The 22,645-nt window shown below is 63.9% G+C and carries 25 protein-coding genes; 13 read left to right on the forward strand and 12 right to left on the reverse strand.

The window, feature by feature from the left end; genetic code table 11:
• Position 1 precedes the first annotated feature (1 nt).
• The 4 genes from KDD17_RS10695 to KDD17_RS10710 form a co-directional block, all read right to left on the reverse strand.
• A complete protein-coding gene (locus tag KDD17_RS10695) occupies positions 2-1,162 on the reverse strand; it encodes a carbohydrate ABC transporter permease (RefSeq protein WP_212703646.1) in 1,161 nt (386 codons plus the stop codon).
• A gap of 31 nt (positions 1,163-1,193) precedes the next feature.
• A complete protein-coding gene (locus KDD17_RS10700) occupies positions 1,194-2,219 on the reverse strand; it encodes a carbohydrate ABC transporter permease (protein WP_212703647.1) in 1,026 nt (341 codons plus the stop codon).
• Positions 2,220-2,344: 125 nt separating this feature from the next.
• Positions 2,345-3,562 (reverse strand): ABC transporter substrate-binding protein, encoded by a 1,218-nt coding sequence (locus tag KDD17_RS10705; protein ID WP_212703648.1) that lies wholly within the window; start codon positions 3,560-3,562, stop codon positions 2,345-2,347.
• A gap of 98 nt (positions 3,563-3,660) precedes the next feature.
• Positions 3,661-4,710, reverse strand: coding sequence for an ABC transporter ATP-binding protein (locus KDD17_RS10710; RefSeq protein WP_212703649.1), 1,050 nt, complete (start codon positions 4,708-4,710; stop codon positions 3,661-3,663).
• A 247-nt stretch (positions 4,711-4,957) separates the two neighbouring features.
• Here KDD17_RS10710 and KDD17_RS10715 point away from each other — a divergent pair, with 247 nt between their 5' ends.
• The gene (locus KDD17_RS10715) at positions 4,958-6,355 is read left to right on the forward strand and encodes an MFS transporter (RefSeq protein ID WP_212703650.1); all 1,398 of its coding nucleotides are present in this window, start codon (positions 4,958-4,960) and stop codon (positions 6,353-6,355) included.
• A gap of 78 nt (positions 6,356-6,433) precedes the next feature.
• Here KDD17_RS10715 and KDD17_RS10720 read toward each other — a convergent pair whose 3' ends face one another.
• Positions 6,434-7,657, reverse strand: coding sequence for an acyl-CoA dehydrogenase (locus tag KDD17_RS10720; protein WP_212703651.1), 1,224 nt, complete (start codon positions 7,655-7,657; stop codon positions 6,434-6,436).
• Positions 7,658-7,765: 108 nt separating this feature from the next.
• Here KDD17_RS10720 and KDD17_RS10725 point away from each other — a divergent pair, with 108 nt between their 5' ends.
• A complete protein-coding gene (locus KDD17_RS10725) occupies positions 7,766-8,656 on the forward strand; it encodes a LysR substrate-binding domain-containing protein (protein WP_212703652.1) in 891 nt (296 codons plus the stop codon).
• Positions 8,657-8,762: 106 nt separating this feature from the next.
• A complete protein-coding gene (locus KDD17_RS10730) occupies positions 8,763-9,215 on the forward strand; it encodes a cupredoxin domain-containing protein (RefSeq protein WP_212703653.1) in 453 nt (150 codons plus the stop codon).
• Between the two features lie 9 nt (positions 9,216-9,224).
• Here the strand turns inward: KDD17_RS10730 and KDD17_RS10735 are convergent, their stop codons facing one another.
• Positions 9,225-9,908, reverse strand: a complete 684-nt coding sequence (locus KDD17_RS10735; protein ID WP_212703654.1) for an SOS response-associated peptidase — start codon at positions 9,906-9,908, stop codon at positions 9,225-9,227.
• 118 nt (positions 9,909-10,026) lie between these two features.
• On the opposite strand from KDD17_RS10735, the gene KDD17_RS10740 reads away from it, so the two are divergent.
• Positions 10,027-10,497 carry a DUF1203 domain-containing protein gene (locus KDD17_RS10740; protein ID WP_212703655.1) on the forward strand — a complete coding sequence of 157 codons (471 nt, stop codon included), beginning with the start codon at positions 10,027-10,029 and terminating at the stop codon, positions 10,495-10,497.
• Positions 10,498-10,557: 60 nt separating this feature from the next.
• On the opposite strand, the gene KDD17_RS10745 is transcribed toward KDD17_RS10740, so the two are convergent.
• On the reverse strand, positions 10,558-12,117 hold the full coding sequence (locus tag KDD17_RS10745) for a bifunctional metallophosphatase/5'-nucleotidase (protein ID WP_212703656.1): 1,560 nt from the start codon (positions 12,115-12,117) through the stop codon (positions 10,558-10,560).
• Between the two features lie 133 nt (positions 12,118-12,250).
• On the opposite strand from KDD17_RS10745, the gene KDD17_RS10750 reads away from it, so the two are divergent.
• The 3 genes from KDD17_RS10750 to KDD17_RS10760 are packed head-to-tail and all read left to right on the forward strand — an operon-like array spanning position 12,251 to position 14,090.
• On the forward strand, positions 12,251-12,601 hold the full coding sequence (locus KDD17_RS10750; RefSeq protein WP_212703657.1) for a DUF952 domain-containing protein: 351 nt from the start codon (positions 12,251-12,253) through the stop codon (positions 12,599-12,601).
• Complete coding sequence (locus tag KDD17_RS10755) at positions 12,598-13,029, forward strand: DUF1330 domain-containing protein (RefSeq protein WP_212703658.1); 432 nt, start codon at positions 12,598-12,600, stop codon at positions 13,027-13,029. Before KDD17_RS10750 ends, KDD17_RS10755 begins: the two co-directional genes overlap by 4 nt.
• Positions 13,026-14,090, forward strand: a complete 1,065-nt coding sequence (locus tag KDD17_RS10760) for a quinone-dependent dihydroorotate dehydrogenase (RefSeq protein WP_212703659.1) — start codon at positions 13,026-13,028, stop codon at positions 14,088-14,090. The genes KDD17_RS10755 and KDD17_RS10760 overlap by 4 nt, the downstream gene beginning before the upstream one ends.
• On the opposite strand, the gene KDD17_RS10765 is transcribed toward KDD17_RS10760, so the two are convergent.
• From KDD17_RS10765 to KDD17_RS10775, 3 genes are read right to left on the reverse strand one after another with little or no spacing between them, the layout of a single operon-like run.
• Positions 14,060-15,379, reverse strand: a complete 1,320-nt coding sequence (locus tag KDD17_RS10765) for an MATE family efflux transporter (protein ID WP_212703660.1) — start codon at positions 15,377-15,379, stop codon at positions 14,060-14,062. The two genes, KDD17_RS10760 and KDD17_RS10765, sit on opposite strands and share 31 nt — an antisense overlap.
• The gene (locus KDD17_RS10770; protein WP_212703661.1) at positions 15,372-15,881 is read right to left on the reverse strand and encodes a PaaI family thioesterase; all 510 of its coding nucleotides are present in this window, start codon (positions 15,879-15,881) and stop codon (positions 15,372-15,374) included. The genes KDD17_RS10765 and KDD17_RS10770 overlap by 8 nt, the downstream gene beginning before the upstream one ends.
• Entirely contained in the window at positions 15,878-16,300 is a 423-nt protein-coding gene (locus KDD17_RS10775) for a PaaI family thioesterase (RefSeq protein ID WP_212703662.1), read from the reverse strand. The genes KDD17_RS10770 and KDD17_RS10775 overlap by 4 nt, the downstream gene beginning before the upstream one ends.
• 133 nt (positions 16,301-16,433) lie before the next feature.
• Here KDD17_RS10775 and KDD17_RS10780 point away from each other — a divergent pair, with 133 nt between their 5' ends.
• Complete coding sequence (locus KDD17_RS10780) at positions 16,434-16,814, forward strand: MerR family transcriptional regulator (RefSeq protein ID WP_212703663.1); 381 nt, start codon at positions 16,434-16,436, stop codon at positions 16,812-16,814.
• Positions 16,815-16,829: 15 nt separating this feature from the next.
• Here the strand turns inward: KDD17_RS10780 and KDD17_RS10785 are convergent, their stop codons facing one another.
• On the reverse strand, positions 16,830-17,063 hold the full coding sequence (locus KDD17_RS10785) for a hypothetical protein (RefSeq protein WP_212703664.1): 234 nt from the start codon (positions 17,061-17,063) through the stop codon (positions 16,830-16,832).
• Positions 17,064-17,160: 97 nt separating this feature from the next.
• Complete coding sequence (locus KDD17_RS10790; RefSeq protein WP_212703665.1) at positions 17,161-17,889, reverse strand: helix-turn-helix transcriptional regulator; 729 nt, start codon at positions 17,887-17,889, stop codon at positions 17,161-17,163.
• A 258-nt stretch (positions 17,890-18,147) separates the two neighbouring features.
• Here KDD17_RS10790 and KDD17_RS10795 point away from each other — a divergent pair, with 258 nt between their 5' ends.
• The 5 genes from KDD17_RS10795 to KDD17_RS10815 all read left to right on the forward strand — a co-directional run bounded on the left by KDD17_RS10795 (position 18,148) and on the right by KDD17_RS10815 (position 22,624).
• A complete protein-coding gene (locus KDD17_RS10795) occupies positions 18,148-18,546 on the forward strand; it encodes a MerR family transcriptional regulator (RefSeq protein WP_212703666.1) in 399 nt (132 codons plus the stop codon).
• A 64-nt stretch (positions 18,547-18,610) separates the two neighbouring features.
• A complete protein-coding gene (locus tag KDD17_RS10800; RefSeq protein ID WP_212703667.1) occupies positions 18,611-20,392 on the forward strand; it encodes an acyl-CoA dehydrogenase C-terminal domain-containing protein in 1,782 nt (593 codons plus the stop codon).
• A gap of 51 nt (positions 20,393-20,443) precedes the next feature.
• Positions 20,444-20,656 carry a hypothetical protein gene (locus KDD17_RS10805; RefSeq protein WP_212703668.1) on the forward strand — a complete coding sequence of 71 codons (213 nt, stop codon included), beginning with the start codon at positions 20,444-20,446 and terminating at the stop codon, positions 20,654-20,656.
• A 46-nt stretch (positions 20,657-20,702) separates the two neighbouring features.
• Positions 20,703-21,827 (forward strand): acyl-CoA dehydrogenase family protein, encoded by a 1,125-nt coding sequence (locus KDD17_RS10810; protein WP_212703669.1) that lies wholly within the window; start codon positions 20,703-20,705, stop codon positions 21,825-21,827.
• 158 nt (positions 21,828-21,985) lie between these two features.
• Positions 21,986-22,624, forward strand: a complete 639-nt coding sequence (locus KDD17_RS10815) for a glutathione S-transferase family protein (RefSeq protein WP_212703670.1) — start codon at positions 21,986-21,988, stop codon at positions 22,622-22,624.
• Positions 22,625-22,645: the final 21 nt, after the last annotated feature.

Raw genomic sequence — 22,645 nt, forward strand, 5'->3', positions numbered from 1 at the left:
CTCATCCCTTTACCGCTCCCGCTGTCAGGCCGCTGACGATCTGGCGCTGGAACACCATCACCAGCAGGAACAGCGGTGCGGTGATCGACACGGCGGCCGCGACCGCTTCGACCTGATCGGTCGTCGTCGTCTCGCGGTTGAAGTAGCCCGCGATGGCCGGCACCATCGTCTGGTTCTGCGCATCCAGCAGCAGCGACGTCACGAGAAAGTCGTTATAGCCCAGCAGGAATGAGAACAGCCCCGTGGTGATCACCCCCGGCCACATCACCGGCATGATCACGCGGCGGAACGCCTGAAAATGCGAACAGCCGTCGACGCGCGCCGCCTCGTCCAGCTCGCTCGGGATGTTCTGGAAGAACGAGCGCAGCATCCAGATCGTGAACGGCTGGTTGATCGACACCAGCACCGCGATCACCGCCCAAGGCTGGCCGTAGAGCGTGGGAGAAATCTCGCCAAAGATCGGGCGCAGGATCTCGGCGGAGTTGATGAACCACGGCAGATAGCCCGCCACCAGCACCGAATGCGGCAGCGCGCGAAAGATCAGCGCAAGGATCAACAGCCAGAACGCCAGATCGGAGCCCGAGCGCGCAAGCCCGTACCCCGCGAGCGTGCCGACCGTCAGTGAGATGGTCACGACTCCCGCCGTCACCAGCATCGAATTGCCGAAGTTGCGATAGAATTCATTGTCCCGCCATACCGAGACATAGTGCTGTGTGGTCAGGCCCAACACGGGCTCGCCCAGCGGGCCAAGAACCGCGTTCAACGGTCCCAGGATCAGCGGCAGCACGCCAAAAAACACCGTCAGGAACACAACCGCATAGGCCGCCGCGCCAATCAGCCAGCCCAGCACGATCAGCCCCGGAGGCGACAGGCGCGCCACAAGGCCCGGCAGCCGCGTGAAGGCCCAGCGCAGCGCGAAAAAGGTCACCGCCCCGCCCAGCAGGATGTCAATGATCGACAGGCCGTTGCCCCCCGCCCGCGTCACCGGCCCCATGATGACATCAAGCGGGCTGTCGGCAAAAGCATCCACGGGGGATTTGAAGCTCATTACCGTGATCCAGAAGATCGGGAAGGCGGCGAGGATACACCAGAACACCAGAAAGCTGCCCGATGCGAGGCGCAGCCCCAACGATTGCCGCATGGCCTTGGATGTGGCGCTCATGTCCGTGCTCCGCTCAATGGATAAAGCTGCATCAGTGCGATCCCCCCTTGTGGTCGCGCCAGGTGCGGCGCAGCGGCAGGATCAGCAAAAAGACGATCCCGATCATGGTCAGCATCGCGCTGGCCGAGGCCCGGCTGATCGCGCGGTTGCCCGCATCGTCAGGGCGCAGGAAATCATAGGTCAGCCATTGCAGCGATTTGACATGCGCTTCGGCGCGAAAGCCCACGATCTCTTCGAACACCCGGTAGCAATCCATCAGGTGGATCAGCGAGATGAAGATGATCAGCGGCATCAGATGCGGGATGACCACGTGGCGCAATCGCTCAAACCGGCTGGCTCCGTCGATCACGGCGCTCTCCAACGTGTCCATGTTCACCGACTGGAGCCCGGCGTAGAAGATGACAAAGGCAAAGGGCGCCACGTGCCAGACCCGGTAGAAGTACATCAGCAATTCGACCGTCCAGGCCTGCGCAAACATCGAGATGTTCTGCCCCGACCAACGCTCCATCATGGATGTCAGGATGCCGTCGCCGACAAACAGCCAGTAAATCGACAGCGACCCGATGACCGGCGTGATGATGAAGGGCAACAGCGAGATGAAGATGACCGGCCCGCGCACCGCACGCACGGCATTATTGACCGTCAACGCGATCAGCAGCCCGACGCCGATCACCAGCGGCAGCGTCACCAGCGTGAACATCAGCGTAAAGCGCAGCGCCTTCCAGAAATCGATCTGCAGGATCTCGCCCGGCGTCCCGTTCGAAATCGCCGCCCAGAACTTATCCATCTGCAGGACATTTCGGTAGCTTTCAAAACCGGTCCACTCGGTTGTGGTCACGGTCTTGCCATCGTCACCGATGATCGGCACGGTCTTGATTTCGGTTACGCAGGTCTGGGTGAGAAATCCCGGTGTGCAGGTCTCGACCTCGATCCGTTCCATCACCGGCTGGGTGATCTGAAAGCTCTGGATCAGCACCGACACCAGCGGCAGCGCGATGAACAGGATCATCATAAAGACCGAAGGGCCGACAAAGGCCGCGAATGTCTTGAATTTCATGGTCTCTCTCCCGCTCAAGGATGGCAAGGGTGGCTCTGGCGGTCTTGGCGAGGGGCCCGTGCCCCCGGCGAAAAACGCCCCTGTCGGATTGGGGCCCGCGACATCCGCCGCAGGCCCCGGTGGTCTTATTCCAGAACGCCGGCTTCTTTCGCGGCGGTGGTGTAGCCTTCCTCGATGGCGACCAGCGTCGCCGCCGCATCCCGCTCACCGGTCAGGAACGCGGGCACTTCGTTGCCCAGAACCGTGTGCAGCAGACCCATCTGCGAGGTCGAGGGATAGGCAGGCGGTGCGGGCTGGGCCGTCGCCGTGGCAATCGCACCAGCCGCCAGATCGGTGGGTTCATAGCCCTCGATCAGCCAAATGGCCGCGTCGTTGTTGGCCTTGACCGTTTCGCTGTCGATGCCCTCCATCGCCAGACGGAAGGCGGCATCGGCCTCTTCGTCAGAGATGTTGGCGGCGACGACGATCCCGTCCCACCACAGCGTGGTCGCGGGGATGCCGCCTTCCATCGCGGCGGGGGCTGCGGCCATCTTGACCTTACCGACGACCTGGCTTTCGGCCTCATCGTTCATCGCGGCGGCGCGGCTGGCCCAGAGGTTCGCCATGGCGATCTTGCCCTGCTGGAACTGCTGCTGAACGTAGGTGCTGTCGCTGACCAGAACTTCGGGATCCATGTATTCCATGGACGCCTTGATCATCTCCAGCGCCTTCATGCCCGCTTCGCCGTTGACGGCTGTGGTGTTGTCCTCATTAAAGAACTCACCGCCAAAGCCGACGTACATGTTGTTGAAATCCTGAGCGAGGTTCCAGCCGGATTTCAGCGTGGCGCCCAGCGCGTGATCGACCACGCCGGCCTCTTCGATCTTGGCCGCCGCTGCCAGCATTTCGTCCCATGTCGTGGGAGTCTCGATGCCGAGATCCGACAGAACGTCCTCGCGGTACATCAGGTGCTGGGTATTGACCATCATCGCCACGGCCATGATCTGACCGTTGATGCGGATCAGCTGGTTTGGCTTGAGGTTCTGACCGTATTTCTCGACCAGATCATCGAGGGGACGGATCGTGCCCGCGTTCAGCAAAGGCGTGATCGTGCCGTTGGACACGCCACCGAGGTGGTAAAGCGATGGGTTCGCCTCAAACGCCGCTGGCTGCTTGGTGCGGAATTCCTGATCCAGCTCGGCCTGGAAATTGCCGCACTCGGCCATGGCATCGGTCACTGCTTTCCAGGCTTCAAACCCGGCGGAGAGCATTTTGACCTCGGTCTCGTTCTCGTAGGAACACGCGGCAAATGCCGTGCTGCCCATCAAGGACACGACACCCGCGAGGAGGAACTTCTTGAACATGTGCAAACTCCCTGTTTTGCTTATTTTGGTGGGTGCATCTTGCAAGCCTGCACCCTGGTGAAACCCCGGTTTGCCGGGGATGGATTGGACCAATGGTCTCAGACGCGCTCGCCCGTGGACTGGTCGAAGATGTGGCAGATATCGGTCGGCACGGAAAAGCTGATCTCCTCCCCGATCTCCGCGCGGAAATCCTTTGGCGCCTTGACCGACACCAGTTGACCGCCCGCGCGCACCGCCAGCATAACCGCATCGCCCAACAGCTCGACCGTGTAGATCGGCGCGGTGATCTGGCCGGTCTGGCCCGCGGGCGTGACGGACGCATCCTCGGCGCGAAAGCCCAGCGTGACGGCACCGTCGGCGGCCTGCAAGCCTTCGATGCGCACATGTTTGCCCTCAAACGTGCCGTCTTTGATCGTGCCGTCCATCAGGTTCATCGCCGGAGAGCCGATAAAGCTTGCGACAAAGGTGTTGGCGGGGTTGTCGTAGATCTCGGTCGGGGTGCCGACCTGCTGCACGCGGCCCTGCTTCATCACCACGACCCGGTCGGCGAGCGTCATCGCCTCGATCTGGTCGTGCGTCACGTAGACGGTGGTGACCTTCAATTCGTGGGACAGGTTCTTGATCTGCGCACGGGTGGAGACTCGCAGTTTTGCGTCGAGGTTCGACAGCGGCTCGTCCATCAAAAACACATTGGGCTCGCGCACGATGGCACGGGCAAGGGCCACGCGCTGGCGCTGGCCGCCCGACAATTCCGCGGGCTTGCGGTGCAGGAAATCATCGAGCTCCACCATGGCAGAGGCGCGGCGCACCCGCTCGTCGTGGGTCGCGGGGTCGACCTTGCGCACCTTCAACGGAAAGCGGATGTTGTCGTAGACATTCATGTGCGGATAAAGGCCGTAGCTTTGGAAGACCATCGCCACATCGCGGTCCTTGGGGTCGAGATCATTGATGACGCGCCCGTCGATGGCGATCTCGCCCTCGGTCACGTCCTCAAGACCCGCAATCATCCGCATGGTCGTGGTTTTGCCGCAGCCCGAAGGACCCAGCAGCACCAGAAACTCCTCGTCGGCGATGGTGAGGTTGAAATTCTCAACTCCGACAAAATCGCCCCAACGCTTGTTCACGTTGCGCAGTTGGATCTCGGCCATATCTGTCCCCCGGTGCTTATCATCGTAGCGTAGGGGCGGGCCGCCGCATTTGGCAATGATTTTTTGCACACGTGTGCAAATAACCCATATCACCCCCCGGATACGCCTCATTTCAAGGCCTTTGCACATGCGGCTGTCGTTCTGCGTGTGACTGGTCGGCCCGACCATTGTCCGGTCCTCACGCGACTCACCCCTTGTCCTGCGCGGCGCCACGCCGCACGTTGCACCAGAACCGCTCGGAGCCTTCATGACCCACACCCCCGCCCCCACTGCCCGTTGGTCCGATGTGTTGACGCGCGCCAATGCAGCGCCGCTGGCGATCACCTGTCTGGCGGTCTTTCTGCACGCCGCCGACGGGCTGCTCACGGCGACGATGCTGCCCACGATCGTGGAGGATATCGGCGGGCTGCGGCTGATTTCATGGGTTGTCATGCTTTATGAGGTAGGGTCCATCGTGATGGGCGCGGCCTGCGGGCTGCTGATCGCCCGGCGCGGGCTGCGCGGTCCGATGACACTGGCGGCGATCGTGTTTGCGCTGGGGTGTCTGGTGTCAGGCGTGGCGTCGACAATGCCGGTGCTGCTGGCGGGCCGCGTGCTGCAGGGATTGGGCGGCGGCGGGCTGATGGCGATGGCCTTTGTGGCACTCACGCTGCTGTTTGCGCCGCATCTGCGCGCGCGCGTCATCGGCGCGCTGTCTACCGTCTGGGCGGCGAGCGCGTTTCTGGGCCCGCTCATCGGCGGCGCCTTTGTCGAGTTCGCGACCTGGCGCGCGGCGTTCTTCAGCTTTACCGCGGTCGCGTTGCTGCTCGCGTTGTGGCTCTGGACGCGCATCCCCGCCGATCTGGGCGGCGATGACGCGGGCGAGGCGCGCTTTCCCGTCACCCGCCTTGCCCTGCTGCTGGGGGCGATCATGATGATCGCCTACGGGGGCGAACATCTGTCGCCGGTCACCACACCGCTGCTGATCGCGGGCGGTATCGCGCTGCTGGCCGCCTTCCTGTGGCGCGACGCGCAGACGCCCGCGACCCGCCTGCTGCCGCGCTTTGACCCGCTGCTGCGCGACGGGGTGTCGGCGATCATGGCGATGATCTTTTTCTTCGCCGCGACGGGCATCGCGGTGGGCACCTTTGCCCCCTATTTCCTGACGGTGCTGCATGGGTTCAGCGCGCTCGCCGCCGGATCGCTCGTCGCACTTGAGGCGATCCTCTGGGCGACAACTGCCGCGCTGATCTCCGGCAGGCCCGAGCGGGAGGATGCGCGCAACATCGCCCTCGGCCTCAGCCTTGTGGGGCTGAGCATCGTGGGCTTCGCGCTGTCAGTGGCCAGTGGTCCGATCTGGCTGATCGCGGCCTCGGCGGCGGCGCAGGGGATCGGATTTGGCGCGGCCTTCACGTTCATGCCGCGCATGGCCACGCGGCTGTGCCACCCGCAGGATCAGGCAGTCGTCGCCGCCGCCGTGCCCACGGTGCAGCGCACGGGCTACGCGGTCGGGGCCGCCTTCCTTGGCATCGTCGCGAATATGGCGGGACTAGCCGACGGTCAGCCCGAAGCGGCGGCGCGCTGGATCTTTATCGCCGGGCTGCCCTTTGTCGCCGTGGGGCTGTTGGCCGTGGTGCGCCTCTGGCCGCACCGTCACCTGGCCTGAGCCGCTGCATAAAGAAACCCGCGCACCGGATGGCGCGCGGGTCGGGTTCATAGAGCGGGACGCCGAAGCGTCAGCGGATCAAAAGAACGCCTGCAAACCGGTCTGGGCGCGGCCGAGGATCAGCGCGTGCACGTCATGCGTGCCCTCGTAGGTGTTCACCGTCTCAAGGTTCATCATGTGGCGGATCACCTGGAATTCACCGGAGATGCCGTTGCCACCGTGCATGTCACGGGCGTGGCGCGCGATATCCAGCGCCTTGCCGCAGTTGTTGCGCTTGACGATGCTGACCATCTCGGGTGCGGCGTTTGCCTCATCCATCAAACGGCCCACCTGCAGCGAAGCCTGTAGGCCCAGCGTGATCTCGGTCATCATATCGGCCAGCTTTTTCTGGAACAGCTGCGTTTGCGCCAGCGGCTTGTTGAACTGGTGACGGTCCAGTCCGTACTGGCGCGCGGCGTGCCAGCAGAACTCGGCCGAGCCCATCACGCCCCAGCTGATGCCGTAGCGTGCGCGATTGAGGCAACCGAACGGACCTTTCAGCCCCTGCACGTTTGGCAGCAACGCGTCCTCCCCCACTTCGACGTTGTCCATGACAATCTCGCCGGTGATCGAGGCGCGCAAGCTCAGCTTGTTGCCGACCTTCGGCGCGCTCAGACCCTTCATGCCTTTTTCGAGGATAAAGCCGCGGATCTTGCCGCCGTGCTCTTCGCTCTTGGCCCAGACAACGAACACATCCGCGATGGGCGCATTCGAGATCCACATTTTCGAGCCAGTGAGCTTATAGCCATTGGCCGTCTTGACCGCACGGGTTTTCATGCCCGCCGGGTCAGAGCCCGCATCGGGTTCGGTCAGGCCAAAGCAACCGATAAACTCACCGCTCGCCAGTTTGGGCAGATATTTCTTGCGCTGCGCTTCGGAGCCGTAGGCGTAGATCGGGTACATCACCAGCGACGACTGCACCGACATCATCGAGCGATAGCCGCTGTCGACCCGCTCCACTTCGCGCGCGACCAGCCCGTAGGACACATAAGAGCCGCCAAGCCCGCCGTATTCCTCGGGCACGGTCACGCCGAGCAGGCCCATTTCGCCCATTTCGCGGAAGATGCCCGCGTCGGTCTCTTCGTTCTCGTAGGCGCTGATGACGCGCGGCTGCAGCTTTTCCTGCGCGTAGGCGCGGGCGCTCTCCATGATCATGCGCTCGTCTTCGTGCAGCTGATCGTTTAGGCGCAGCGGGTCATCCCACTGGAAGGTGCCCAGATCGGGGGCGTCTTTTGCTTTGAGAATGGGGGCTTCGGCGTTCATGGCAGAATCCTTTCATGCGGAGGTTGCATTGGCTTGTAGGCACTATTGCACAACGGTGGCAAAGATTCTAACGATGGATAATCCTCAACCCATGAGAAAAACTCATACATGATCGCACCGCGTCGGTATCTGCCCTCTGTTTCCGCCCTTGTGGCGTTCGAGGCTTGCGCGCGGTTGGGATCGGCCACACGCGCGGCGACAGAGCTGTCGCTGACGCAATCCGCCATCAGCCGCCAGATCAAGGCGCTGGAGACGCAGCTGGGCGCGCAACTGATGTCACGGCAGGGCCGCCAGCTGGTGCTGACGCAGGCAGGAACGGAATACGTGCGCGAAGTGCGCGAGGTGCTGGGCCGATTGGCGCAAGCCTCGATCAACGCGGCGACGGAACGCCAATCGGGCGAGTTGACGCTGGCGATCCTGCCTGCGTTCGGGATGCATTGGCTGGCGCCGCGCCTATCGGATTTCTCTGCCGCGCACCCGGAGATCACGGTGAACCTGTCCACCCGGCTGCGCCCCTTCTCACTTGGGCCCTCGCCTTTTGACGCCGCGATCCACTTCGGCCACGAGGATTGGCCCGGCGTGCATTACTTGCCCTTGATGCCGGAAATCGTGGTGCCGGTCTGCGCCCCCGATCTGCCCGGCGCCCCGTTCGAGGACGCGGGCGCCCTGCTCTCCCATCCGCTGCTGCATCTTGAGACACGCCCGCGCGCCTGGGCGCGCTGGTTTGACGGCGTGGGCCACGGGGGCGAGCCGCCGCAGGGCATGGTGTTTGACCAATTCGCGACAATGGCGCAGGCGGCGGTGCATGGGCTGGGCATCGCCCTGCTGCCGACATTCGTGGCCGATCCCTACCTCAAGGGCGGACAGCTGACGCTCGCCTCCGACAAGACAAACGAGAGCATCGGCAGCTATTTTCTGGTCTGGCCCGACGACCGCCCGCCCCCCGCCGCGCTTGTCGCCTTTTGTGACTGGCTGCGCCCGCAGACACAGGATCGTTGAACGGTCATAAAATTGGTTAACGCCGGCCCCCGCGCCAAACTTCGGCCACAATCGCGCGCTAGTGACCCTTGCAGTGACCGGGTGGGGCCGACACGAGGAGCATACGATGCTTAAGACATTTCGCGCACGCGCGGCGGCCGCGGCCGCCCTTCTGACGTTCGCCGCCGCCCCGGTGAGCGCCGAAAGCTACCAGATCCTGCTGATGGACAACGCTTTCTTCCCCGAAACGACCTATGTCCAGGAAGGCGATACAGTCACCTTCGTCAACCTCTCTGGCAAACCCACTCGGGTGACGGCGCTCGACAAAAGCTGGGACACCGGCATGTTTAAGGACGGGATCGAAATCTCGATGCTGGTTAGCGACGAGATGAGCGTCGAATTCGTCGCCAAACAGCGCGGCAATGGCGGCGGCGCGGACACGGATCAGGTCGGTTACGGCACGGACGGCGACCTGACGAACGATAACGTTTTCGACGAGAATGCCGAAGCCGATGAAATCGACGTTTTTGTCGGCGCACTGACGTTTGACGCGCCCCCGGAAATCGGTCTCGACGGCTAAGCCAGGCGTTTAGGGCTCTGGCGGATCGAAGGGTTCGATCAATTCGGGGCCTTCCGCGCGGTTTGAATTCACAGCCCGGTCGACCCGGTGCCACTGCAACGTGTCCTCAGGCGCCGCCCGCATCAGCGGAGCGGCGCCTTTTCCGCGCTCGCCCAACCACAGGCCATAATCGTCACGCTCGACAATCACCGGCATGCGGTGGTGGATCGCGCGCATGGGTGCGTTCGCGGCGATGGTCAGGGCCGCAACCGTGCGCCTGCTATCGCCGGTCTCGGGGGTGCGCCACCCTTGCCAGATCCCCGCAAAGGCCAGCGGCGCGCCATCGCGGCGGGTGATGTACCACGGGTCGCGGTTACCATCCGCGTCCTTCGTCCATTCATAGAACCCGCTGGCGACGACCAGCACGCGGCGGTCGTGCACCGCACTGCGAAAGGAGGGTTTTTCCAGCACCGTCTCGGCGCGCGCGTTGATCAGCAGCGGGCCGTCGTTTGGCTTTTTGTACCACGGCGGAATAAGCCCCCATCGCATCGGCTCCAGCCGCCGGGCGCGGTCGGGGCCACCGGTGACCACGGCCACCTGCACCGTCGGGCAGATGTTGTAGTTGGGCGTGATCGGCAGATCATTGGCCGGGGCCGCGTCGAACACCTGCGCCATCGCATCAATAGGTACCGTGACAGCCATACGTCCACACATCGCGCATCCTCCTTGCCCGATGATAGGCGGTGTTGGCACAGGATCAATGCGCAGGATCCGGCTCGCTCCCGAACGCACCCCCGTGCGATGCAAGACCCACCCACGAAGGAGAGACCGAATGACCGACCTGCACTATACTCCCCTGCCCAGCGATATCGTCGCCGCCCTGCAAGCGGGCGTCCCCGACGCCTATGGCATCCCGGCTGAACGCGCCATTTCGGACGGCGACGGCAACCCCTGTCGCCACTGCCTGCACGACATTCCGGCGGGCGCGGGCATGTTGATCCTCGCGCATCGCCCCTTTGCGGGGCTGCACCCCTATGCGGAAACCGGGCCGATCTTTCTGTGCGCGGACGCGTGTACAGCATGGCACGGTCAGACGCCGCCACCAATCCTGAAGCCGGGCGAAACCTATCTCATCAAAGGCTACACGGCCGACGAACGCATTCGCTACGGCACCGGGCAGATCGTGCCCACACAGGATCTATCCAAGGCAGCGGCGGCGCTGCTGGCGCGGGACGAGATCGCCTTCGTCGATCTGCGCTCCGCACGCAACAACTGCTTTCAACTGCGGATCCGCCGGGCTTGAGCCACGAAAAAGCGCGCGCGGATCGCTCCGCGCGCGCTAAAGATTCCGTCGCGGGTCGGCTTACTTCACCGTGATACGACCGTCCGTATAGGGCGTGAAGGGCGCGTTTTCGGCCATGTAGTCCGCCAAAACTTCGGCCAGATCGGGGCCGAAATCATAGGCGTTCTGCGCGTCCTCGAACATCGCGTAGCCGTCACCGCCGTTGCGCACGTAGTTGTTGGACACCACGCCATAGAGCTTGTCCATCTCGATGGGCGCGCCGCCGACCATCACGTCGGAAATGCGGCTGCCCGCCTCGGCGCTGCCGTCAAACGCATAGGACATGCCCGCCACCTGCGGGAACCGCCCCGCGCCATCGGCCAGCTGGCTTACCCCGTTCTCAAGCGCCGCAACGAGCGTCTCGCCCGTCACCTGGAACGTCGCCAGCGTGTTCTGGAACGGCAGCACGGTCATCACCTCGCCCATCGTCACCTCGCCTGCGTCGATGGAGGCGCGGATACCACCGCCGTTCTGGATCGCAACCTCGATCCCCTGATCGGCAACCCGCGCCAGCATCGCATCCGCGATCAGCGATCCCATCGGGCATTCCTGCGCACGGCACACGCTGCGGTCGCCCTCAATCGCCTCGGATGTCTCGGCCACCACCTTGCTGCGCAGCTCTTCGAGCGGCTTTGCCAGTTCGGCCATGCGCGCCACCGCCGCCTCATCCTCGGCCACCGAGGCATCGAGGAGAATGGGCTCACCCGCCACCTCTGTGACGACACCGGCTTCGTCAAAGGTCACGTTCAGCTCCCCCAGATACTTGCTGTAGGCATAGGCCTGCACGATGGGCACATCACCGACCATCACCGGATAGCTGCCCGCCGCGCGGTCGTTGGTATTGCTCAAGAGCGTGTGCGAATGCCCGCCGATGATCAGATCCACATCCGTCAGCGCCTCGGCCAGTTCGCGGTCTTTCGACAGGCCCACGTGGGTCAGCAGGATGATCTTGTTCACCCCGTCACCGGTCAGCGCGTCGATCTCGCCCTGTGCGGCGTCCACCGCTGAGGAGAAGATGACGCTTGCGCCGGGCGACGATGTCTCGGGCGTGTCTTCGGCCAGCACGGACACGATGCCGATCCGCTCACCGCCGACCTCAAGCACGGTGGATTTGCCGATCTTGCCTGCCAGCGCGTTGTTCTGGCTCACGTCGATATTGGCCGACAGCACCGGGAACGACACCTTGTCGAGGAAGGGCGCGAACCCTTCGGGGCCATCGTCGAATTCGTGGTTGCCCACGGCCATCGCGTCATACTCAAGCTGGGTCATGAATTCCGCCGCTAGATCGCCGCCGTATTGCGTGTAGAACAGCGAGCCCTGGAACCAGTCGCCCGCGTCCAGCAGCAGCTGGTTCTCGCCGCCGCGCGCGCGCGCCTCGGCCACTGCGGTGATCATCCGCGCGATCCCGCCAAAGCATTCGCCGGCCGCGTTGTCCTCGGACGAACACGGGCCGTCGTATTTGCTGATCGGCTCGAACCGGTCGTGGAAGTCATTGGTGTGCAGGATGGTCAGCGTGTAATCCGCGCTCGCCATGCCGGCGGTCAGGCTCAGGGCGGCAGCGCCCAAAAGGAATCGTTTCATGGTTTGTCCCCTGTCGGTTGAATTTGGCCCTATCAGAGCGCGCCAGAGGCGTGCTGTCAAAACCTGCGTGACCTCCCCCTGCGTCACCGGCGCGCCCTTGACCAATTAACGGGCGCAAGGCATCACCACCCCCATGCATATCTACAAGATCTTCCGGGCCGACGAATGGCAGGCCCTGCGCGACGCGGGCGAAACCGCCGGCGCGCCCATCGACGTGGCCGACGGCTACGTGCATTTTTCGACCGCCGCACAGGCGGCTGAGACCGCGGCAAAGCATTTCTACGGGGCCGACGGGCTGTTCCTGCTGGCCGTCGATGCCGAGGCCTGCGGCACCGATCTGCGCTGGGAGGTGTCGCGCGGCGGGGCCGAATTTCCCCATCTCTACCGCGCGCTGCGGCTGTCGGATGTGATCTGGGCGCAGCCCCTGCCGCTGGTGGACGGTCAGCACCAATTCCCCCCCGGATTCGCGGAGGCAGGCGCATGAGCCATCACGTCGATCCCACCCGCGAACAGTTCGAGGCGTTCAAGGCGCTGCCCCGCGACACCCCCATCAACATGGTCAACCTCGTGCAATTCCGCGATCTGGCGAATTACCCTGGCGATCATGTGCTGGCCCGCGACGGTCTGACCGGCGCGCAGGCCTACGCGCAGTACGGCAACCACACCGCCCCGATCCTGAAGAAAGTCGGCGGTGCGGTCATCTGGCGCGGCAGTTTCGACGCCACGCTAATTGGCGCGCAGGATGAGGCGTGGGACGCGATGTTCATCGTGCGCTACCCCGGTGCAAACGCCTTCCTCGCCATGGTCACGGACCCTGAGTACCAAAAACACGTCGTCCACCGTCAGGCCGCCGTGCTGACCTCACGGCTGATCCGCGCCACGCCGTCGGACGCGCAGGACCGTTTCGCATGAACGCGCTGATCGAGGGGCTGGGCCTGAGCGTGCTGCGCCGCATCGATCCGGAGGCCGCGCATGGCCTCGCGATCCGCGCCTTGCAGGCGGGGCTTGCGCCCAAGCCGGGGCCGGTGACCTCGGACCGGCTGCGCACTACTGTCGCCGGGATCGACATGCCAAATCCCATCGGCCTTGCCGCCGGGTTCGACAAGAACGCGACCGCGCTCAAAGGATTGCAACTGGGCGGTTTCGGCTTTCTTGAGGTCGGCGCCGCCACCCCGCGCGCCCAGCCCGGCAACCCCAAACCGCGCCTGTTTCGGCTGACCGAGGATGCCGCCGCGATCAACCGCTTTGGCTTTAACAACGACGGAGTGGAGGCGATTGTCACCCGCCTTGCCGCCGCGCCGCGCGCGATCCCCATCGGCCTGAACCTTGGCGCCAACAAGGACAGCAGCGACCGCGCGGCGGATTTCGCCCGCGTCATGGCCGCCGCCCGCGATCACGTGGATTTTGCGACCGTCAATGTCTCGTCCCCCAACACCGAAAAGCTGCGCGATCTGCAGGGCAAGGCCGCGCTGTCGGCGCTGCTGGAGGGCGTGATGGCCGAGCGCGGCAGCACGCCCGTTTTCCTGAAAATCGCGCCCGATCTGACCTCGGCAGAGATTGCCGAAATCGCCGAGGTCGCCCAGAGTGCCGGCGTCGCCGCGATCATCGCCACGAACACGACGCTCAGCCGCGAGGGGGTGCAGTCGGCCCACCGCGATCAGGCGGGCGGGCTGTCGGGCGCGCCGCTGTTCGACCGCTCGACACAGGTGCTGGCCGAATTGGCGGGCCTTACGGAGGTGCCGCTGATCGGGGTGGGCGGTGTTTCCAGTGCGGAGCAGGCCTACGCCAAGATCTGCGCGGGAGCATCCGCCGTGCAGCTCTATACTGCGCTGGTCTACGGCGGGATGAGCCTTGTGCCGCGGATCGCCGAAGGGCTCGATCATCTGCTGGCGCGCGACGGGTTTGCCACGGTCGCGGATGCCGTGGGCAGCAGGCGCGCGGATTACGCCGCCGCGCGCTCCAACGCCGGATAACGCAATCCCAGCGTGACGCCCCGCGCGACAAAGGCAATCAGCATCGCCAGCCACAGCCCGTGATTGCCCAAGGGCGGCAGCAACAGCGCGACGGCCACCGCGTAGACGACAAACGACAGCGCCATCATGTTGCGCATGTCACGGCTCCGCGTCGCCCCCACGAAGATCCCGTCGAGCATGAAGGCCGCGCAGGCCACCAGCGGCAATACGGCAACGTACGGAAGATACAGCCTCGCCGCCGCGCGCACGTCTTCGTTGGTGCTCATCAAATCCACGATGACCCCGCCCGCCAACGCATAAGCCAGCGCCAGCACCCCGGCTGAGGCCATCCCCCAGCCAGATGCCAGCACCGCCGCGCGGCGCACCCGCGCGCGGTCGGCGGCCCCGAACGCGCGGCCCACCAGCGCCTCGGCGGTAAAGGCAAAGCCGTCCAGCGCAAAGCTCGCAATCATCAAAAATTGCAGCAGCACCTGATTGGCCGCCAGCGTCACGTCCCCCTGCCCCGCGCCAAAGAACATGAAGCTGACGAAGATCGCCTCCAGCAACAGCGAGCGTATGATGATGTCCGAATTCACCCGCATCATGCCCGCCCAGCGCGCGGCACTCATCACCACCGGCCAATCGCGCCAGGCCGCGCCCGCAAATACCGCGCGGCAAAACCACAGGCCCAGCGCCAGCCCGCTCCACTCCGCGATGGCCGTGGCCAGCGCCACGCCCTCGACACCCCAGCCAAGGCCCAGCACGAACCAGAAGTTCAGCACCACGTTCAGCCCGTTCATCCACAGCTGCAACACCAGCACCGCGCGCGTGCGCTCCTGCGCGATGAGCCAGCCGGTGATGCCGTAAAGGGCGATGGCCGCAGGCGCGGACCAGACCCGGAGCGCCATGTAGTCACGCGCCAGCGCCTCGACCTCTGCACTGGCGGGCGAGACCTGAAACGCCGCCCAGAAAAGCGCCGTTTGCGCCGCGATGATGACCACGCCCGCGCCCAGCCCGATCATCAGTGCGCGGCTCAATAGGGCGGCCACTTCGCCCGTGTCACCGCGCCCTTCGGCCTGCGCGGTCAGCCCCACCGTGCCCATGCGCAGAAAACCAAACACCCAATAGAACGCCGACAGGATCACCGCGCCGATGCCCACGGCGCCAATCGGCGCGGCAAGGCCCATCTGGCCGATCACGCCCGTATCCACCGCGCCCAGGATCGGCACCGTCGCATTCGACAGCACCACCGGCACCGCGATGTTGAGCACGCGGCGGTGGGTCAGCGGGCCGGTCGCGGCCTCACTCACGCGGGCGCGGCATCACAAAATGCCCCAGCCCCTGCGCGTAGGGGCGCGCGACATTGTCCTGCCAGCCGTCCACCTGCACCGAGGCATAACGCCGCCCGGCCCGCGTGATCCGCGCCCGCGCGTAGGCGTCGCGCGGCAGGCCTGTGCGCAGGTAATCCACGGTGAAATCCACCGTCTTGGGCAGGCGCGGCAGCTCTTCGGGCGCCTTGCCCTCAAGGTCCAGCTTGCCCGCTTCCAGATCGTCCCACAGGTAGTGCCAATTGAGCGCCATCACCGCCGTGACCTCCAGAAACGCCGCCGTGGCCCCGCCGTGCAGGGCGGGCAGGATCGGATTGCCGATCAGTTCGGGCTTGAACGGCAGGATCGCGGTGATCTCATCCCCGCGCCGCTCGAATGCGATGCCGAGGAAGCGGATGTAGGGCACCGTGCCCACCAAGGCGGCGAGCGCCGCGTCGCGCCGTTGCTTGACCACCTGTACGGGTTCGGGACGCGACCGGCTCACGCGCGTTTCTCCACCGTAAAGGCGCCGGTGGCGGTGGCGACGGGGTTGTCCTCATCCTCGTCCGTGGCGACCGCGCGCACAAAGGCGACAGAGCGGGTCAGGTGATAGCAATGCGCCCGCGTGATGATCGCCTGTCCGGGGGTTGCGGGGCGCATGTAGTCGATGCGCAGATCGATCGTCGCCGTGCCCGCGCGGTTGTCGGGGTGGCACATCACCGCCGCGCCGCAGCAGGTGTCCATCAGCGCCGATACCGCGCCGCCGTGGATCACACCGGTCACCGGATCGCCCACCAGTTCGGGCTTGTAGGGCATCCGGATGGCCGCACGACCCTGCCCCATTTCCTGCGGCTCCATCCCCAGCATGACCGAATGGGGCAACGCCTCGATGAATTGACGGGCGAGGGCTGTCTTGTCTGACATGCTGTTTTATCCTGCGAAATTGGGCGGTCGTGGCGCCCGTCTTTTACAACTCACAGGCGCACAAAGAGCAAGAGGGGGCGTTGCACTTGGCCCCCTCTTGCCCTTAGCTTGTCCGGCAGGGAGGAGCGATGCCATGACGACAGACGACCGTCTGACATTCAAGGAGATGTGCGCCAAGTTCGACGTGACGCCGCGGACCCTGCGATACTACGAATATATCGAGCTGCTCTCGCCCGACCGCGAGGGGCGCGCACGGTTCTACGGCCCGCGCGAAAGCGCGCGGATGGAGCTGATCCTGCGCGGGCGCACCTTCGGCTTTGCGCTGGAGGAAATACGCCAGTGGCTGATGATCTACGAGCATGAAGGCACCGAAGCGCAGATGCGCGCCTGGGTCGACATGGCCACCCGCCAGCTTGGCGAACTGGCGACCAAGCGCCGCGAGCTTGACGAGGCGATGACCGAGCTGACCCGCCTGCGCGACGAGACCGAGAAAGAATTGGCCGCAAAGACCTGACAGCCGAGCGCGCGGTCAGTTGACGCGGTCGCGCCCCTCGATGACATTCGCCAGACGTTCCAGTTCCGCAGACAGGATAATCAGTTGCGAGACGACCTCATTGGGTTGCACACCCGCAATGGCATAGGCGCCCGCGCCGACATCCTCGGCGGCGGCGCGCAGGCGGTCCATCACCTGCCGCTCAACGTCCGAGAGGGATTTGCGCGGATGGCTATAGAAGCCGTATTCTTCGGATTTCCGATCGGTCATTTGCGGGCTCCTGCGATTCTCGCCCGATCCTGATACATCTTTTGCGGGTGCTGATCCGTCACGTACCTGCGTGACACGCCGCGCGCCGCGCGCGGGGTCAGACGACCACCAGCCCCGATCCAACCCCCCGGATGGCTGCGGTCGTGCGGTCGTTCACACCCAGTTTTTCGTACAGCCGCCGCAGCAATGTATCGACAGTATGGCGGGAAATCCCCAAAATCTCCGCGATGACACTATTGCTTTTGCCCTGTGCAATCCATTCGAGCACTTCGCGCTCGCGTTTGGTCAACGGATCAAAAGAGGCCTGCCGCCACTCCGTCAACTCGCAGTATTTCAGATGGCAGATCTGCACGGCGCATTGCAGCTCGAAAATCTGTGTGTCGCTCAAATCCGGGGCCGGTCCGCCGAAGCCAAGCCCGACATAGGCGTTGCGCATCCCCGGCCCATAGGCGCACATCGCCAGCCCGTCTCCCAGCCCGCTGCTGCTCAGCTCTTGCAGATAGGCAAGCTGCGCCGGGGTCAGCGCCTCGAGATCGGCGGCTCTGGACCACAGGAACGGGCGCCCCACGCGGGCCGCAAGCTGCGGGATCGGGTCAACTTTCGACAGGTTGTCACCGATGTAATGACAGACCCAATCCTGCGGAAATCCGTCGGCGACGATACCCAGATGGTCCGACCCGGGCCGCTGCGCATCATTGCTGTGGTAGCTCACCATCTTGATACCCTGAGCGTGCAGATAGGTCAGCGCCGCCTGCCAAAGCACGCTGACGCGCGTACAGCCCTGGCACTGCGCCACGAAGAACGCAAAAGATCCCGATGTCTCCATTTCTACAGCCTAGCATCCCCGCCCAATCTGGCAAAGCGGCGAAAAACGGCGCAGTTCACCGGCGCAAAAGTGCATAAAATCGCCACCGCCATCGGTGCCGGACGCCTTTGACTTCACAAATGACACAAGTTGACGTTACGTCCCTCAAGGTAACTCTGGAACGTGACGTTAGGTCTTACTACGTCAACGTCATCGAATAGGATACACCAGCCCGCAGAGCGCCCCTGCCACCGGGCCCAGATGAGACGAGACACCGTGATGAGTACCGACACACTGACGATCCGGGAGATGTGCGACACCTATGATGTCACGCCGCGCACCCTGCGATTCTATGAGGCCAAGGAACTGCTGTTTCCCCAGCGCATCGGCCAGAAGCGCCTGTTTACCAAACGCGACCGCGCCCGGCTCAAGCTGATCCTGCGCGGCAAGCGCTTTGGCTTCTCGCTCGAAGAGATCCGCCAGCTGCTCGATCTTTACTACAAGGGCGACGGCCAGTTGAGCCAGCTTGAGAAAAGCTATGAGCTGGCGTGCAAGCGCCTCGACGATCTGCTGGCCCAGCGCGACGAGCTGGAAGGCGCGATCACCGATCTGCGCGACCAGCTGAAATGGGGCGAGCGCATGATCGCTTCGCTCCGCCAACCCCGCAAAGCGGGCTGAAGAATTCTCGGCACGGTCCGGACCGCGGGCCGCGCCACCCAACACGCCTTTAGGGAGAAACCAAATGCCAACGTACACAGCCCCCACAAAAGACATGCAGTTCGTCCTTCATGACGTGCTGAAAGTCACCGAAGCCAAGATCCCCGGCTACGAGGATCTTGAGCCCGATTTCACCTCCGCCATCCTCGAAGAAGCGGGCAAGCTGACCTCCGAAGTGCTCGCGCCCCTGAACGCCGTTGGCGACAAGGAAGGCTGCCGTCTGGAGAATGGCGTCGTCTACACGCCCACCGGTTTCAAGGCCGCGTTCGATCAGGTCCGCGAAGGCGGCTGGACCGGCCTCGACATGCCCGAGCAATATGGCGGTCAGGGCATGCCCTACGTCATGGGCACCGCCGTGGGCGAGATGTTCTCGGCCGCGAACCAGGCGTTCACCATGTATCAGGGCCTGACCCATGGTGCGGCCTCCGCGATCCTGGCCCACGGTACCGACGCGCAAAAAGACACCTACCTGCCCAAGATGACGTCCTGCGAATGGACCGGCACGATGAACCTGACGGAGCCCCACTGCGGCACCGATCTGGGCCTGATGCGCACCAAGGCGGCCCCGCAGGACGACGGCAGCTACAAGATCACCGGGCAGAAAATCTTCATCTCCTCGGGTGAGCACGACATGGCCGACAACATCATCCATCTGGTGCTGGCCAAGATCGAAGGCGGCCCCGAAGGCATCAAGGGTGTGTCGCTCTTCATCGTGCCCAAGTTCATCGTGAACGAGGATGGCAGCCTTGGCGCGCGCAACGGCGTCTCCGTCGGCTCGATCGAAGAGAAGATGGGCATCCACGGCAACTCCACCTGCGTAATGAACTACGACGACGCGACGGGCTATCTGCTCGGGACCGAGCACAAGGGCATGCGCGCGATGTTCACCATGATGAACGAAGCCCGCCTTGGCGTCGGCATGCAGGGTCTGGCACAGGCCGATGTGGCCTATCAGAACGCGCTGGCCTACGCCCACGACCGGCTTCAGGGCCGCGCCGTGACCGGGTCCGAGCATCCCGACAAACCCGCCGATCCGCTGATCGTGCACCCCGATATCCGCCGCTCGCTGATGGATCAGAAAAGCTTTGCTGAGGGCGCGCGCGCGTTTATCCTCTGGGGGGCCACGATGATCGACGCGGCCCACCGCTCCGAGGACAAGGATGCCGACGGCCTCGTGTCGCTGCTGACGCCCGTGATCAAGGGCTTCCTGACCGACGTCGGCTACGACATGACCGTCAAGGCGCAGCAGGTCTACGGTGGCCACGGCTACATCGAGGAATGGGGCATGTCGCAGTTCACCCGCGACGCGCGCATCGCGATGATCTACGAGGGCGCCAACGGCGTTCAGGCGCTGGATCTGGTGGGCCGCAAGCTGGCGCAGGACGGCGGCAAGCACGTGATGGCCTTCTTCGACCTGGTGAAATCCTTCTGCAAGGACAACGCCGATCTGAACGAGGAGTACGCACGTGATTTCATCGAGCCGCTGAAAGCAGCGTCGAAGGATCTGCAGGCGGCGGGGATGTATTTCATGCAGAACGGCATGAAAAACCCCAACAACGCGCTCGCGGGCTCCAACGACTTCATGCACATGTTCGGCCACGTCTGCCTTGGCCTGATGTGGGCGATGATGGGCAAGGCCTCGACCGAGGCGCTGGCGAACGGCACCTCCGACGCCACGTTCCACGAGACAAAACTGGCGACAGGCCGCTACTATATGGCACGCCAACTGCCCGCCACAGCGCTGCACCTCACACGCATCCAGTCCGGTGCCGACACTGTGATGGCGCTGGACGCGGCGAACTTCTAAACTGGCCTCGGGGCGGGTATATCCTCCCGCCCCTGCCCTGCCGGAGAGACAATGCCAAAACGCTTTCGCCTGACCCGCCGCTTTCCCGTCGCCATGACGGAAGACGGCTACCGCCGCCTCAAGAAATTCGCGGCCGACGCGGGGTTGGACGAGGGCGAAGCCTTGTCGTTTCTCTTTGAGAACTTCAATTCCGTGATGAACGAAGAAAACCTGACCGCACGGCTCAGGCTCTTCAACGCCGAAATCGACGACCGTAAACGCTAGGGGGTAGCCAGCCGTGAGAGATTTCGCACCAACGACGTCGACATGGATGACAGACGAGCACCGGATGCTCGCCGACATGACGGCGAATTTCATCAACACCGAATGGGCCCCGCGGTTCGAGAAGTGGCGCAAACAGTCCGAAATGGACCGCGGCACTTGGAATGAGGCGGCAGAGCTGGGCCTGCTCTGCCCTTCAATCCCCGAGGAATACGGCGGCACGGGCGGTGATTTTGGCCATGAGGCCGCGATCCTGATCGAGGCCGCACGCGCCAATCTCGCCAGCTGGGGCGTGGGCATTCACTCCGGGATCGTGGCGCATTACGTGCTGGCCTACGGGACCGAAGAGCAAAAACAGCGCTGGCTGCCCCGGATGATCTCGGGGGAGATGGTCGGCGCGCTGGCGATGACCGAACCCTCCACCGGGTCGGACGTGCAGGCGATTAAAACCCGGGCACTGCGCGATGGCAACGCCTACCGTCTGTCGGGCCAAAAGACGTTCATCACGAACGGCCAGCACGCCGAGTTGATCATCGTCGCCGCCAAAACCGACCCGAAAGAGGGCGCCAAGGGCGTGAGCCTCGTGGTGCTCGAGACCGAGGGGGCGGCGGGCTTCCAGCGTGGTCGCAACCTCGAGAAAATCGGCAAACACGCCTCCGACACGTCTGAGCTGTTCTTTGACAACGTCGAAATCCCGCCAGAAAATATCCTGGGCGGCGAAGAAGGGCGCGGTTTTTACCAGATGATGCAGCAGCTTCCCCAAGAACGCCTTATCATCGCTTGCGAAGCGGTGGGCGCCATGGAAGGCGCTGTGGCGCGCACGATCGCCTACTGCCAGGAACGCGAAGCCTTCGGCGGCCCGCTCACCCAATTCCAGAATACCCGCTTTCAACTGGCCGAATGCAAGACGAAAACCGTCGTGGCGCGCGCGTTCCTTGACCAATGCATCGCGGAGCATCTGCGCGGTGAGCTTACCGTTGATCGTGCGGCGATGGCGAAATACTGGCTCACGGACACCCAAGGAGAGGTTCTCGACGCCTGCCTACAATTGCACGGCGGTTACGGCTTCATGCAGGAATATGCCATCGGCGAGATGTGGACAGACGCCCGGGTGCAGCGCATCTACGGCGGCACCAATGAGATCATGAAGGAGCTGATTGCGCGCAATCTCTGATCGCGAGATCGCGGATAGGTCGGGATTTTAGGTATTTGGAAAAGGGTGCAGGGGCAAAGCCGCACGCCCTTTCTCGCACCGCCCCCCTGCCTGCACCCTTTCAAAAATACCTAAAGCACGCCATCGGCGCGCGCGACGCCAACCATCGGGAGACAACCATGACGATCAAATTGCATTGCTTCGGCGAAAGCGGCCATTCCTACAAAGCCGCACTTGCCCTCGAGCTTTCCGGCCTCGATTGGGAGCCTGTAAAGATCGATTTCTTTGGTGGCGAAGGCCGTACGGCGCAATTTCGCGAGGGGCTCAACGTCATGGGTGAGGCGCCCGTGATGATCGACGGCGCCGTCAAACTGACGCAATCTGGTGTGATCCAGGATTATATCTCGGAGAAATCCGGCAAGTTCGGCGGGTGTGATGCAGCTGAGCGCCGGGAAATCCTGCGCTGGATCCTGTGGGACAATCACAAACTCAGCTCAATGGCCGGTGTGACCCGCTTCCTGATGAACTTCCTGCCGGAGGACAAGCAACCCAAAGAGGTGATCGCGTTCAATCAGGGGCGCCTTGCTGGCACCTATGCCGTGCTGGATGCGCATCTTGCGGGGCGTGACTGGATCGTCGGCGATGGCATCACAAACGCCGATCTGACCTGTTGCGGGTATCTCTACTACCCCGAACCTTTCGGCTTTGACCGCCGCGAATTTCCCAACATCGACGCGTGGCTCACGCGTTTGTCCGACACACCGGGGTGGAAAGCCCCCTATGACCTGATGCCCGGCTCCCCTGCGGACCGGGCCTGAAACAGACCAACGGAGTATTCC

Origin of the sequence: Sulfitobacter albidus (genome assembly GCF_018200035.1) — a bacterium.
Lineage (GTDB): Bacteria > Pseudomonadota > Alphaproteobacteria > Rhodobacterales > Rhodobacteraceae > Sulfitobacter > Sulfitobacter albidus.